Raw genomic sequence first — 13,075 nt, forward strand, 5'->3', positions numbered from 1 at the left:
TTCGCCCCGCGAGCGGGGAGAAGGTGGCGGCAGCCGGATGAGGGGCGGTCTCTGCGATCTCTTGGCCGAGATATCGCGTGTCCTCAGCGAGCCGTCACGGCACCGACATGCCTGACCGCCGCGACGCTGCCCCTTTGGACGAGATGGCAGGCAAGCTCGACCCGCCGCCGTGGGGCCGCAAGGCCGAGCATCATGTCGCGCAAAAGATCGAGCGCGGTGGCGCCGAGTTCGCGCATCGGAATATGCACCGTCGATAGCGGCGGATTGAGAAAGGCCGACTGTGGCAGGTCGTCTATGCCCATCACCGAGATGTCCTGCGGCACAGCATAACCCATCGCCTGCAATCCGCGCACCGCGCCGTTGGCCAGACTGTCGCCAGCCGTCAGGATGGCGGTGAAGGAGAGGCCTTTCTCGCGGATAAGACGGGTGACCGCTTCGGCGCCGAGTTCCGGCAGCCAGTCTTCAACCTCGAGCACCAGATCGGCATCGGCGGCCAGCCCATGGTGCTGCAGGGCATCGCGCCAGCCTTCGAGGCGCCGCTCGATCGTCCGCCGTCCCGGCCTCAGCATGAACAGGATGCGTTCATGCCCGGCCTTGATCAGCCGCTCGGCGGCGATGAAGGCGGCCGAGCGATTGCAGGGCGTCACACTCGAAAGCCGCATATAGGGATCGTCGCTGTTGACCAGCACGACGGGCTTTCCGAGATCAGCGGCCGCCGCCAGCATGTCCTCTTCGTCGACGGTCAGGATCAGCATGCCGCCGAAGCTGGGATCATCCCGCATCTCGGCGAGGACGCGGACCTCATCCCCGTTGTCGGCGACCGGCCGTATCGCCAGTTCGACGCCGAGGACGGCGGCACGCGCGTTCAATCCTTCGAGCACATAGAGCGTGAACTGGTTGCGGACATAGTCGATCATTGCCGCGCCGGAGGCGACGAGCATGACCTTCTTGCCGGCAACGCTCGCCGGCAGCGCGTAGCTGACGGCGCTTGCCGTTTCCAGCACCAGCTTGCGGATCTCCGGCCTGACGCCCTTTTCGCCGGCCAGCGCACGAGACACCGTGCTGATCGAGACGCCGCATCTGGCAGCAATGTCGTCGAGGCGTGTCCGCCTGCTTTTTTTCTCTTCCGCCGCCATGTCGTCTCCTCGCTCCCAGCTACTATGCAAAAATCTTTCAGATTGCGCAAATGGAATGCCTATGCACAATTGTCCTTGAGGAGTCCGCGACAAGCGGCAGAGCAGGGAGGCTTTGAAATGTGGCTAGACGGCCAGTCCAAGCGTCGGTGTTTTACCCGGCGTTCCAAGGCTTGAGCGGGCTGAAGCATGACCGCTGAGCAGCAATCCCATCTCCGCCGTTCAACGGCGAAGGCCAGCCCGATCGTCTACTGGCAGCTCGCCCATCTGTGGCAGCAGCGCTACGACGTCGCCGATCGTCCGATGGAAGGCAGCATGGATCCGTTCTTCTTCGTCACCAAGACGAAGAATTTCATCCCGCATGAATATCCCTGCCGCACCGAATTCAAAAAATCCTTCTCCGGCCGACGGCCGCAGCCGACTGCCGAATTCGAGGCCGTCCGGTGGTGGCTTCCTTTTGCCTCCCCGCGCGTCGATCTTTCCGGCTTCTGGTTTCGCCCGACACGCATCGGCTGCTGGGCGCGCACCTTCCTCGATGCCCGCTCGGCGGGGTCTGCCACGCTTCGCTTGTCGACCTGCGGCGGCGCGATCCTCTTCGTCAATGGCCGCGAGCAGGGCTTCATGGCGCCTTATGAGCGCAATCTCGAAGCCCAGCAGCTCTTCGAGGTCGATCTGGTCGCCGGCCTCAACGAGATCCGCGTCTATTTCGACGATCTCGCCGAGCGCGACGCCCGTTTCTATTTCCAGCTGGATTATGTCGAAGGGCCGGAAGTTGAAACTGCCCTGCCTGTTCCCGTTGCCGCCGGTGATGCGGATGCGCTGGAGGTCATACTCGAAGGCATGCGCTTCGACCGCACCGCCTATCTCGGCGAGGATGTGACGATCATCTTCCCCGCGCCGCTGCCGGTGGCGCTGAGCTGCCATGTCGAGATCGAAGGCGACTTCATGTCGATCGAGCGCTTCGATTATGATTTCGAGTTGGAAGCGGGAGCAACGAAACTGGCGCTCGGAACCTCGGCTGATATGCCCGCCGATTTCCGCCATTTCCGGATCACCTTCACAACAGGCGCGCTTTCGCTCAGTCGCACGCTCGGCGTCGAGATCTGTCATCCCGAGCGCCAGGGGGAGGCACCCGCTGCCCTTGAGGACCGTGTCGCCGAGGCGCTGGCCGAGGTCGCCGCCCATTCAGAACCCGATACGGTCTGTGCTTTCGCGCGCCTTGCGCTCGGGCAGGGCGGCGAGGAAACCGAGGCGATGATCTCGGCGATGCTGCCGGTCATCGAGGATTGCCACGACTGCGCCGATTTCGTGCTGGTGCCGCTGCTCTTTGCCTATACGCGCTGGAGCGATCTGCTATCACCGGCGCTGCGCGACAGGATCGAGCACGCCGTCCTCAATTACCGCTACTGGATGGATGAGCCCGGCAACGACGTCCAGTGGTATTTTTCGGAAAACCACGCGCTTCTCTTCCATACCGCTGCCTATCTCGGTGGCAGACTTTTCCCCGATGCCGTCTTCGTCCGTTCCGGCCGCACCGGCGCCGAGCAGATGCGGGTCGGCGAAGAACGTGTCCGCGCCTGGCTCGATCACTTCGAGCGCTGGGAAATGGCCGAGTGGAATTCCGTTCCCTATTTCCCGATCGATCTCAAGGGGCTGACGGCGCTTGCCGCCTGCGCGTCGGATGAGACGATCCGAAACCGGGCAAGTTCCAGCATCGTCCGCCTGATGGAGATCGTTGCCCGCTCGGCCCATCACGGCATGCTGACCGGCAGCCAGGGCCGTTCCTACGAACATACGCTGCGCCCCGGCCGATCGGTCGAACTCTCCGCCATCGCCCGGCTGCTCTGGGGCCGCGGCTGGTACGGCCGGCGTGTCCACGCTTTGCCGCAGCTGGCCGTCTGCATTCGCGATCATGGCCTGCGGTTTCCAAAAGCGCTGGCCGAAATCGCCGCGCACCAGTCGGACGATGCGCAGGAATGGACCTTTTCCCAGGGCGAGAACCGTTTCGCCGCCCTCTACCACTATAAGACCCGCGACACCGCGCTCGGCACGATTGCCCATTATCGTCCCGGCGCTTGGGGCTACCAGGAGACGGTGCTGCATCTGCGTCTGGGAACCCGGCCGGAAGCGCAGATCTGGATTAACCATCCCGGCGAAACCATCCAGTTCGGGTATGGCCGGCCGAGCTTCTGGGGCGGCTGTGGAACGCTGCCGCGCGTGCATCAGTATCGCGATCTGGCGATCCTCGATTTCGAGATCCATGAGGGCCAGCCGGATTTCACCCATGCCTGGTTCCCGCTCGAGGCTTTCGATGACACGGTGGTTGACGGCAATCTGGCGCTCGCCCGGTCGGGCGACGGCATTGCGATGCTGATCGGCAACGGTGCGCTGGAGCCGGTAAGGCAAGGGCCGACGACGGATATCGAGCTGCGCCTGGCCGGCCGCAAGGGCCGCTGGATCGTCCGTCTCTCCGATCTCGGGCGCGAGGCTGATCTTGACGGCATGCAGGCGCGTTTCGCCACGCTCTCGGCCCGCCGCGACGACGAGGGCGCCTTGATCGTTATCGATCCGGATTATGGCCCGGTCGTCTTCGAAGAGAACGGCACCGTGCGCGCCGAAGGCCGCATTCTTCGTCCGACGGACTGGCCGGTGCGGGGAGACGCGGTACATCTGAAGATACCGGGCAGGCAGCCTCGGCGCGCGGCCTCGTAGACGACGTGTCCGGCAGGTGGAGGACCGGCCGGACACAGGAATTCATCGGTCAAGAGGAGGAGAAAATGACCAGAATGAAATCGATCGGCGCGGCTTTTGCTGCAGTTCTCTTGAGTTCCGTTGCCGCCCATGCCGGCGACGTGCGCATCATGTGGTATTCCGACGGCGGCGAAGGCGAGGTGATCAAGGATCTGCTTTCGCGCTTCTCGAAGGCCAACCCCGACGTCAACGTCATCCTCGACGAAGTCTCCTACAATGTCGTCAAGGAACAGCTGCCGGTGCAGCTTGAAGCCAGGCAGGGGCCGGATATCGCCCGTGTCACCAACCTGAAGGCGCCGGCGCAGCACTGGCTCGATCTGCGCCCCTACCTCACCGACGCGAAATATTGGGACGATAATTTCGGCGCCCAAGCTGACTGGATGCGTCCCGATGGCTCAAATGCCATTACCGGCTTCATGACGCAGCTGACGCTGACCGGGGGCTTCGCCAACAAGACACTGTTCGAGCAGGCCGGCGTTGAAATTCCCGGTCCGAAGGCCACCTGGGACGACTGGGCGGCAGCAGCCAAGAAGGTCGCCGACAGCCAGAAGGTCTTCGCCATGGCGATCGACCGCTCCGGCCACCGCGTCTCCGGCCCGAACATCTCCTACGGCGCCAACTACATCGCCGCCGACGGCAAGCCCGCGCCGCTCGATCAGGGCGCCAAGGACTTCCTCAGCCGCTTCGTCAAGTGGAACGAGGAGGGCATCATCAACAAGGACGTCTGGGTGAGTGCTGCCGGCTCAACCTACCGCTCTGCTGCCGAGGACTTCATCAATGGTGGCCTCGCCTATCTTTATTCCGGCAGCTGGCAGGTTTCGGGCTTCGCCCAGAAGATCGGCGATAATTTCGACTGGGTCGTGACGGGAAGCCCCTGCGGCCCGGTGGCATGCTCCGGCATGCAGGGTGGTGCGGGTCTGGTGGCCGTCAAGTACACGAAGAACCCGAAAGATGTCGCCAAGGTGATGGATTACCTGGCAAGCGCCGATGTGCAGAAGGAATTTGCCGAGCGCAGCCTGTTCATCCCGGCGCACAAAGGCGTCGCCTCCGGCCAGCTGGACTTCAAGACCGACAATCCGCATGTGCAGGCGGCGCTGAAGGCCTTCGTCGAAGCGGCCGGCCAGACGGCGGCACCGGCCATGAAGCTGCCGGGCTGGAAGTGGTCGGATGCCTATTACAGCGCCATCGTCGCACGCATCAGCCAGGTGATCGCCGGTGAAATGAAGCTCGACGACGCCTATGCCCGCATCGACGAAGACATCAAGGCCAAGGTCGCCGGCAACTGACGGAAAAGCAGATGACGGCGAAGACGGTTTCTTCCGAACCACCGGTGAAAACCGGTCTACAGCAGGCACTCTCGGCGTCTGTCCGGCTTGTCATGGGGCTCATCGACATTCCCATGCGCGCCTGGCAGAAGCTGACGGGGCTGAATGGCATGGCGGGCGTCTTTTTGGCGCCCAACATGCTGATCTTTTCTGTTTTCGTGCTCTTGCCGCTGGTCATCAACTTCATCTATTCGACGACGGGCGGCAGCGCCATCTTCCTGCCGAACAGGACCTATGTCGGCGCCGACCAGTACCGCATTCTCTTCGATTGCCGTTCGTATCTCGATCCCTCGACCTGCGCGGCCGACACTTTCTGGGCGGCCGTGCGCAACACCGCCGTCTTCGTCGTTTTCCAGGTGACAGCGATGCTGATTGCGGCGCTCGCCACAGCTTTGATTCTCAACCGCGAGCTTTCCAATCGCGGCTTCTGGCGCGCCGTCTTCTTCTTCCCGGTGCTGCTGTCGCCCGTCGTCGTCGGCCTGATCTGGAAATGGATCCTGCAGCGCGAGGGCCTGTTGAACTATGCGTTGAGCCCCTTCGGCTTCGAACCCATCTCCTGGCTCAGCGATCGTTTCTGGGCCTTCTTCTTCGCCGTCTTCGTCTCGGTCTGGGCGCATATGGGTTTTTATGCGCTGATCCTGCTCGCCGGCCTGCAGGCAATCCCGCGGGACCTCTACGAAGCGGCGGCAATGGACAAGGCGAGCCCCACCCGCATCTTCCGGCGGATCACCCTGCCGCTGCTGATGCCGAACCTCATCGTCGTCCTGGTGCTGGCGCTGATCCGCGCCGTGCAGATCTTCGACGAGGTCTTCGTGTTGACCGGCGGCGGGCCGGGCACCAGCACCATGTACATCACCCAATATATCTACGAGACCGGCTTTGCGAGTTCGCTGCGCAATCCGGGACTGGCTTCTGCCGCCTCGATCCTGATGGGCATCGTGCTCGTCATCCTGACGCTGGTTCAGCTCGGCGTCAGTAGCCGCAACGAGAAGAAGGGAGCACGCCAATGAGCGCTGTCTCTGCATTTCTGCTCCGCCGCCGCGGCCGAGGCTGGCATTGGACCGATGTCGTCACCTGGATCTGGCTGGTCTCAGGCGTCTTCCTGATGTTCGGGCCCGCCGTTTGGCTGGTCTTCTCTTCCTTCAAGACGCCGGCCGCCCTTGCCGAGTTCCCGCCGTCCTTCCTGCCCTACGTCACCGAACAGGCGGTGGTGCCGGGCTACGACAAGCCGTTGCCGCTCTATAATGTCGCAATGCCGGATGGCAGCACGCGTGTGCTCGCCGAAGTGCGCCGCATCGGCATCATGGGGCAGATGGTCGATCCGAAACAGCCGGGTGAAATCGTCAAGGTCAATATCAAGGACCGCACGCCGGTCCGTGAGGTCGAATTCGCCGGCGGCAACTACACCGAACCTTTCCAGCGCTTCGATTTCTTCCTGTTCCTACGCAACTCCGTCTTCGTCACCGTCATGGCGACGGCGATTACGCTGCTCGTCAATTCCATGGCCGCCTTCGCGCTGTCGAAATACCAGTTCCCCGGCCGCACCGCCGTCATGCTGATGATCCTGGCAACGCTGATGGTGCCGCTCTCGGTCATCGTCGTACCGCTCTATTCCGTCATCGGCACGTTGAACCTCTTCGACAGCCTCTGGGGCGTCATCCTGCCGACCGTCGCCACCCCGACGGGCGTCTTCCTGCTCAGGCAATACATGCTGACGATCCCCGACGAATTGCTCGACGCTGCGCGCATGGACAAGGCCAGCGAATGGCAGATCTACTGGCGCATCATCCTGCCGCTGTCGGCGCCGGCTCTCGCCGTGCTGGCGATCTTCTCGGTGGTCTGGCGCTGGAACGACTTCCTCTGGCCGCTGATCGTGCTCTCGCGCAAGGAACTCTATACGCTGCAGGTCGGCCTCAACGTCTATGCCGGCGAACTCAACGTGCAATGGCACTATATCCTCGCCATGACCGTCGTCTCGATGATCCCGGTCGTGCTGATTTTCGTCTTCCTGCAGCGCTTCATCACCACCGGCATTGCCGGCTCGGGGCTCAAATAGGCCAGCTATAATTTGAAAGAGGCCAGCTTCCATATGAAACAGGAGAGTGCATGAGCGGGCTCGAGCTCAGGAACATCGTCAAGAATTTCGGCGCCGTCGAGGTCATTCGCGATGTCTCGCTTCAGGTCAACGACGGCGAGTTCGTCGCTTTCGTCGGCCCCTCCGGTTGCGGGAAATCGACGCTGCTGCGCCTGATCGCCGGCCTCGACAAGCCCACAGGCGGCAGCATCGCCATCGACGGCAAGGATGTTACCGCTATCAGCGCCGCCGATCGCGGCTTGGCCATGGTCTTCCAGTCCTATGCGCTCTATCCGCATATGAGCGTCAGGGAAAACCTCGCCTTCGGTCTCGAAAACACCAAGGTGGCCAAGGCCGAGATCGAAGCGCGCATTACCGACGCCGCGCGCATGCTGGAGATCGAGCCTTTCCTGCAGCGCCGCCCGGGCCAGCTCTCCGGCGGCCAGCGCCAGCGCGTCGCCATCGGCCGTGCCATCGTCCGGCGGCCGGATGCCTTCCTGCTCGACGAGCCGTTGTCCAATCTCGACGCCGAACTCAGGGTCAGCATGCGGGCCGAACTGGCCGCCCTTCACGCCCGCCTGAAGGCGACGATGATCTACGTCACCCATGATCAGGTCGAGGCAATGACGCTGGCCGACCGCATCGTCGTCTTGAGAAGCGGCAGGATCGAGCAGATAGGAACACCGCTGGAACTGTACAATAGGCCGGCCAACCGCTTCGTCGCCGGCTTCATTGGCGCGCCGCACATGAATTTCCTCGAAGGCGCGGTTGTCGGTCACGAGGACGGTTTCGCCGAGGTCGAAACTGTCGGCGGCCATCGCCTTTCCGTCATTGCCAAGGAGGCACGCCCGGCGGGCGAAAGGGTCAGCATCGGCATCCGGCCGCAACATATCACCCTTGCCGATGCGGCCTCAGCAAGCCGGCTGGATACAAGCGTCACTCTTGTCGAGGAACTAGGCTCGGAGACCGTCGTCCACGCCGATGCAGGCGGGAAAAAGCTGATTGCGGTCTTTGCCGGCCAGCAGCGGATGAAATTGGGCGACAGCCTGCCGCTGCATCTCGACCCCGAGGTACTCCACCTCTTCGGCGAGGACGGCAGGCGTTTGTCCTAAAGCATGGCGCGCAAAAGTGTGCAGCGGTTATGCGATAACGACATGCGTGGAACAATGAGCCGGACAAACAAAGGCCCGCGCCGCAGCGCGGGCCGAATTTCATATCAGCACAACATTATTGGCTGTTCTTATGGCTTTGTTGACCAGCCTTTACATGCTGCTCATGGCTGCCGCCGCGGGTTCCGCTGGACTGCGCGTCGCGGCCGCTTGAAGAGGCGCTGCGGGTATTGGAGTCATTCTTGTGACTCTGCTGTCCAGCCTTGACGTGCTGTTCGTGGGTTCCACCTTGGTTTGCCATTTGGTTTCTCCTTGGATTTTGAACTGAGGCCACGTCGACCTCGGGTGGACAACCTCGCTCCGGTACATGCGTTCCGCATTTTAACATTTCGTGATCGCAGCTCGAGCCGAGGAGCGAGGAAGCAGGCCGGGCGGGCAGGGAGCTCGCCTGCCATTTCGTTGGCCATCGGGAGAAAGCGGAAAAATCCCGATATTCTCCAGCACCGCCGCGTCCGCTTGGCGCGGCCCGCAACCTCGATCTGAAATGCGCATATCGGCGAAAAGGTTCCAGGAAAACAACCGCATCCACCCGCGCCGGAAGCTTCGATGCGGCTCGCCGGCTCTTTTCAAACCGACAGCTCGCTCTACCTTAAAAGGGACGTGACGAAAGGAGAAAACCATGACCGACGCACCGAATACGGCGACCCCGGCGCGAAGAGTGTTGCGTGGCCGCCCCTACAGCATCGGCGAATTTGCCAGGAAATACCGGTTGGATGACAAGGAGGCAAGGCGCCTCTACGACAAGTTCGGCCCGTCGGCTACCGAACTCGACCTGTTGATGGCGGCAAAGCGGCGCCCGCCGGGCCTGCCGACCAATCTCGACGCCTGACGGTCCGACATGAAGATCCGAACCGGAAGCTGCCTTTGCGGGGCGGTGGCCTACAGGGTGGAAGGCGAACCGCTTCGCACGGGCCTTTGCCACTGCGCCGATTGCCGCAAATCGAGCGGCTCCGCGTTCACCTTCTTCGCGGTCTGGCCGCGCCAGGCTTTCTCCCACAGCGGCGAGGTCGCCACTTTCTCCGGCCGCAGCTTCTGCCCCGTCTGCGGCAGCAGGCTTTTCTGCCTTAGGGATGACGAGGCGGAAGTCCGTCTGGGCTCGCTTGACAGCCCGCCGACGGATCTTGCGCCTGGCTATGAAGTCTGGATCAAGCGGCGCGAACTGTGGCTGCATCCCTTGCCCGGCGCGGGCCAATTTGCCGAGGATGCGAACTGACGGGCGCTAAAGCGCGTCGCCATCGAGATCAAACGCACCGAAACTTGACTTTCCTTACCAATATTTCATTTCACCCATCTGCAATTCCGTGCCAGTTCGGCGGCAACGCTAATCGCCGGTTCATCTGCGCTATGATTATTTTGCCGCAGAGGCCGCAAGCGGCCACTGACGAATTGAGGACGACATGAACAAAATCGTAAGCGGCAGCGAAACCGGAGCAAAGACAGGCGCAGCCTCCGATCTCGCCGCGGTCCTGGCTGCATCGGGACGGCAGGGCAGGCGCAGCCGCTGGCGCGGACGCCTGATCATCGTGCTGATCCTCATCGCTGCCGCAGCAGTTGCTGCCTATTTCTATGTGGGCCGTGGGCAAAGCGAAGTAAGTTATGCTACCCAGCCGGCAAGACGCGGCGATCTGACGGTGCTTGTCACCGCCACCGGTTCCGTGCAGCCGACCGAGCAGGTGGATATATCGAGCGAGCTGTCGGGCACGGTCCGCGACGTCAACGTCGATTACAACAGCACGGTCAAGTCAGGCGAAGTGCTCGCCCTTCTCGATACCAACAAGCTCGAGGCCGATGTGAAGAGCTCGCGCGCCAAGCTCAATTCGGCCAAGGCGAACGTCGTCAAGGCCGATGCCGATATGCAATCGGCAAGCACCTCGCTCGAGCGGTTGAAGAGCCTGGTCAGGAGCAACGTCTCCACCCAGCAGAGCCTTGATGATGCCAGCTACAAATATGATTCCGCCGTCGCCGCCAAACAGATCAATGAGGCCGAGGTCCTCGCCTCGGAAGCCGATCTGCAGCTCGCCGAAGTCAATCTCGCCAAGGCGAAGATCATCTCGCCGATCGACGGCGTCATCCTCACCCGCTCCGTCAATCCGGGCGCCACGGTCGCAGCCTCGCTTTCGGCACCGATCCTTTTCACCATCGCCGGCGACCTGAAGAAGATGGAGCTGCAGGTGGATGTCGACGAGGCCGATGTCGGCCAGATCGCCGTCGGCCAGAAGGCGAAGTTCACGGTCGACGCCTATCCCGACCGGACATTTCCCGCCGAGATCGAGCAGATCCGCTTCGCCTCCGAAGTGGTCAACAATGTCGTGACCTATAAGGCGGTCCTGTCGGTCGACAATGCCGATCTGCTGCTGCGCCCCGGCATGACGGCGACGGCCGATGTCACCGTCGAGGCCGTCAAGGATACTCTGATGGTGCCGAACGCCGCGCTGCGCTATGCGCCTGCGCAGGCGGAAAGGCGCAGCCGCGGCATTTTCGGTATCTTCGGCCCGCCACGCCAGCGGAACAACAATGCCGGTTCGGCGCTGACGGGCACGCAGCGCCGCGTCTGGGTGCTGCGCAACGGCCGCCCGGTGCCTGTTGTCATCCAGGTCGCTTCATCCGACGGCCAGTTCACTCAGGTCGTCTCCGGCGACATCAAGCAAGACGACGCTTTGGTGATCGACGCCACGGCGCGTGCGAACTAGGCGGAGAGACGGATGGCAAGCCCGCCGCTCATCGAATTCAGACAGGTCTCGAAAGTCTATGGCGAGGGCGAGGCGGCGATCCGCGCGCTCGACCACGTCGATCTCGCGATCAACGCCCATGAATTCGTCGCGATCATGGGCCCATCAGGCTCCGGCAAGTCGACGGCGATGAACATTCTCGGCTGTCTCGACGTGCCGAGCGCCGGCGACTATATCTTCGAGGGCATTCCGACCAGCGGCTTCGACCGCAGCCAGCTGACGCTGCTGCGCCGCCACATGCTCGGCTTCGTCTTCCAAGGCTTCAACCTCCTGTCGCGCACCTCGGCCGTCGAGAATGTCGAACTGCCGCTGATCTATCGCGGCATGGCGGTGCGCGAGCGGCGCGAAAGGGCCCGCGAAGCCCTGGCGCTGGTCGGGCTGTCCGGTCGCGAACATCACAAGACGCAGGAACTGTCAGGCGGCCAGCAGCAGCGCGTCGCCATCGCCCGCGCCATCGTCACCGAGCCGGCCTTGCTGCTTGCCGACGAGCCCACCGGCAATCTCGACACGAAGACCAGCGTCGAAATCATGGATCTGATGACACGGCTGAACCGCGAGCAAGGCATCACCATCGTCATGGTCACCCACGAGCCAGATATTGCCGCTTATGCGCAGCGGCTTCTGCGTTTCGTCGACGGCAAGCTGGAGACTGAGGTCGAGCATCGGAGGAGGTCGGATCATGTTCTTTGAGACGCTGAAGCTGGCGCTGCGCGCCATCAGCCGCAACATGCTGCGCTCGTTCCTGACCGTGCTCGGCGTCGTCATCGGCGTTGCCGCCGTCATCGCGCTGGTGACGATTGGCAACGGCACGACCGCGCAAGTCTCGACCGAGCTGTCGCGGCTCGGCACCAACATGCTGTTCGTCCGTCCCGGCCAGTTCGGCCCCGGCCGGGCGAGTTCCGAGGCCAAGCGCTTCAGCATCAAGGACGTCGCGGCGATCCGCGACCAGATCACCGGTCTGAGGGCGGTGGCACCGCTCAACCAGTCCACCGCGACTGTGATTTTCGGCGGCCAGAACCATTCGACAAGCGTCTCCGGCACCACCAATGATTATTTCATCGCGCAGGATTGGAACCTGGCGCTTGGACGCAATTTCACCCCTGCCGAGGAACGCGGCCAGGCGCGCTGCATCATTGGCGAAACGGTGCGCTCGCAGCTCTTCGGCAGCGCCGACCCCACCGGCCAGCAGATCCGCGTCGGCAAGGTCTCGTGCCCCGTCATCGGCGTGCTTGCCAAGCGCGGCCAGTCCGGCATGGGCAACGATCAGGACGATGTCGTCATCATGCCGGTCAAGGTGTTCCAGCGGCGCATCAGCGGTAACAGCAACGTGCCGCAGATCATCATCTCGGCGCGCGACGGCGTCTCCACAGCCAAGGTGCAGTCCGATGTCGAAAATCTCCTGCGCGAGCGCCGCAAGATCGTGCCCGGCCGCCAAGACGATTTCAACGTCAACGACATGACCCAGATCGCCGAGGCGATGACCGGCACGACGACGCTGCTGACCGGCCTGCTTGGCGCCGTCGCTGCGATCAGCCTGCTCGTCGGCGGCATCGGCATCATGAACATCATGCTGGTCTCCGTCACTGAGCGCACCCGCGAAATCGGCATCCGGCTGGCGATCGGCGCGCTCGAAAACCAGGTGCTGACCCAGTTCCTGGTGGAAGCGGTGGCGCTATCACTCTTCGGCGGCATCACCGGCATCGTGCTTGGCTTGAGCCTCGGCTTTGGCGCCGTGACGCTGCTGAAAGTACCCTTCGTCTTCAGCCCCCTGATGGTCGCCGTCGCCTTCCTCTTCTCCGCGGCGATCGGCATGATCTTCGGCTATTTCCCGGCGAGAAGGGCAGCGCAGTTGAACCCCATCGAGGCGCTGCGGCACGAGTAAGAGACGCCGCAA

The 13,075-nt window shown here is 62.9% G+C and carries 12 protein-coding genes; 10 read left to right on the forward strand and 2 right to left on the reverse strand.

Annotated elements, in window-relative coordinates; genetic code table 11:
- Positions 1–83 precede the first annotated feature (83 nt).
- Positions 84–1,136 (reverse strand): LacI family DNA-binding transcriptional regulator, encoded by a 1,053-nt coding sequence (locus N2600_RS10130; protein ID WP_260298687.1) that lies wholly within the window; start codon positions 1,134–1,136, stop codon positions 84–86.
- A gap of 186 nt (positions 1,137–1,322) precedes the next feature.
- Between N2600_RS10130 and N2600_RS10135 the strand changes: the two genes are divergently transcribed.
- The 5 genes from N2600_RS10135 to N2600_RS10155 all read left to right on the forward strand — a co-directional run bounded on the left by N2600_RS10135 (position 1,323) and on the right by N2600_RS10155 (position 8,395).
- Positions 1,323–3,845 (forward strand): hypothetical protein, encoded by a 2,523-nt coding sequence (locus N2600_RS10135; RefSeq protein WP_260298688.1) that lies wholly within the window; start codon positions 1,323–1,325, stop codon positions 3,843–3,845.
- Between the two features lie 65 nt (positions 3,846–3,910).
- Positions 3,911–5,170 (forward strand): ABC transporter substrate-binding protein, encoded by a 1,260-nt coding sequence (locus tag N2600_RS10140; RefSeq protein WP_260110806.1) that lies wholly within the window; start codon positions 3,911–3,913, stop codon positions 5,168–5,170.
- A gap of 11 nt (positions 5,171–5,181) precedes the next feature.
- Positions 5,182–6,219, forward strand: a complete 1,038-nt coding sequence (locus tag N2600_RS10145) for a carbohydrate ABC transporter permease (protein ID WP_017964240.1) — start codon at positions 5,182–5,184, stop codon at positions 6,217–6,219.
- Positions 6,216–7,265 carry a carbohydrate ABC transporter permease gene (locus N2600_RS10150; protein WP_017964241.1) on the forward strand — a complete coding sequence of 350 codons (1,050 nt, stop codon included), beginning with the start codon at positions 6,216–6,218 and terminating at the stop codon, positions 7,263–7,265. The genes N2600_RS10145 and N2600_RS10150 overlap by 4 nt, the downstream gene beginning before the upstream one ends.
- Positions 7,266–7,315: 50 nt before the next feature.
- Positions 7,316–8,395, forward strand: coding sequence for an ABC transporter ATP-binding protein (locus N2600_RS10155; RefSeq protein ID WP_017964242.1), 1,080 nt, complete (start codon positions 7,316–7,318; stop codon positions 8,393–8,395).
- Positions 8,396–8,510: 115 nt separating this feature from the next.
- Here the strand turns inward: N2600_RS10155 and N2600_RS10160 are convergent, their stop codons facing one another.
- Positions 8,511–8,693: a hypothetical protein gene (locus N2600_RS10160; protein WP_017964243.1), complete on the reverse strand. Its 183-nt coding sequence runs from the start codon at positions 8,691–8,693 to the stop codon at positions 8,511–8,513.
- A gap of 378 nt (positions 8,694–9,071) precedes the next feature.
- On the opposite strand from N2600_RS10160, the gene N2600_RS10165 reads away from it, so the two are divergent.
- The 5 genes from N2600_RS10165 to N2600_RS10185 all read left to right on the forward strand — a co-directional run bounded on the left by N2600_RS10165 (position 9,072) and on the right by N2600_RS10185 (position 13,063).
- On the forward strand, positions 9,072–9,281 hold the full coding sequence (locus tag N2600_RS10165) for a hypothetical protein (RefSeq protein WP_017964244.1): 210 nt from the start codon (positions 9,072–9,074) through the stop codon (positions 9,279–9,281).
- A gap of 9 nt (positions 9,282–9,290) precedes the next feature.
- Positions 9,291–9,665 (forward strand): GFA family protein, encoded by a 375-nt coding sequence (locus N2600_RS10170; RefSeq protein ID WP_017964245.1) that lies wholly within the window; start codon positions 9,291–9,293, stop codon positions 9,663–9,665.
- Positions 9,666–9,849: 184 nt separating this feature from the next.
- Positions 9,850–11,142 carry an efflux RND transporter periplasmic adaptor subunit gene (locus N2600_RS10175; protein ID WP_017964246.1) on the forward strand — a complete coding sequence of 431 codons (1,293 nt, stop codon included), beginning with the start codon at positions 9,850–9,852 and terminating at the stop codon, positions 11,140–11,142.
- 12 nt (positions 11,143–11,154) lie between these two features.
- The gene (locus N2600_RS10180) at positions 11,155–11,871 is read left to right on the forward strand and encodes an ABC transporter ATP-binding protein (protein ID WP_017964247.1); all 717 of its coding nucleotides are present in this window, start codon (positions 11,155–11,157) and stop codon (positions 11,869–11,871) included.
- A complete protein-coding gene (locus N2600_RS10185) occupies positions 11,861–13,063 on the forward strand; it encodes an ABC transporter permease (RefSeq protein ID WP_017964248.1) in 1,203 nt (400 codons plus the stop codon). The genes N2600_RS10180 and N2600_RS10185 overlap by 11 nt, the downstream gene beginning before the upstream one ends.
- Positions 13,064–13,075: the final 12 nt, after the last annotated feature.

The sequence above is a fragment of the Rhizobium sp. WSM1274 genome (genome assembly GCF_025200775.1).
GTDB classification, from domain to species: domain Bacteria; phylum Pseudomonadota; class Alphaproteobacteria; order Rhizobiales; family Rhizobiaceae; genus Rhizobium; species Rhizobium leguminosarum_I.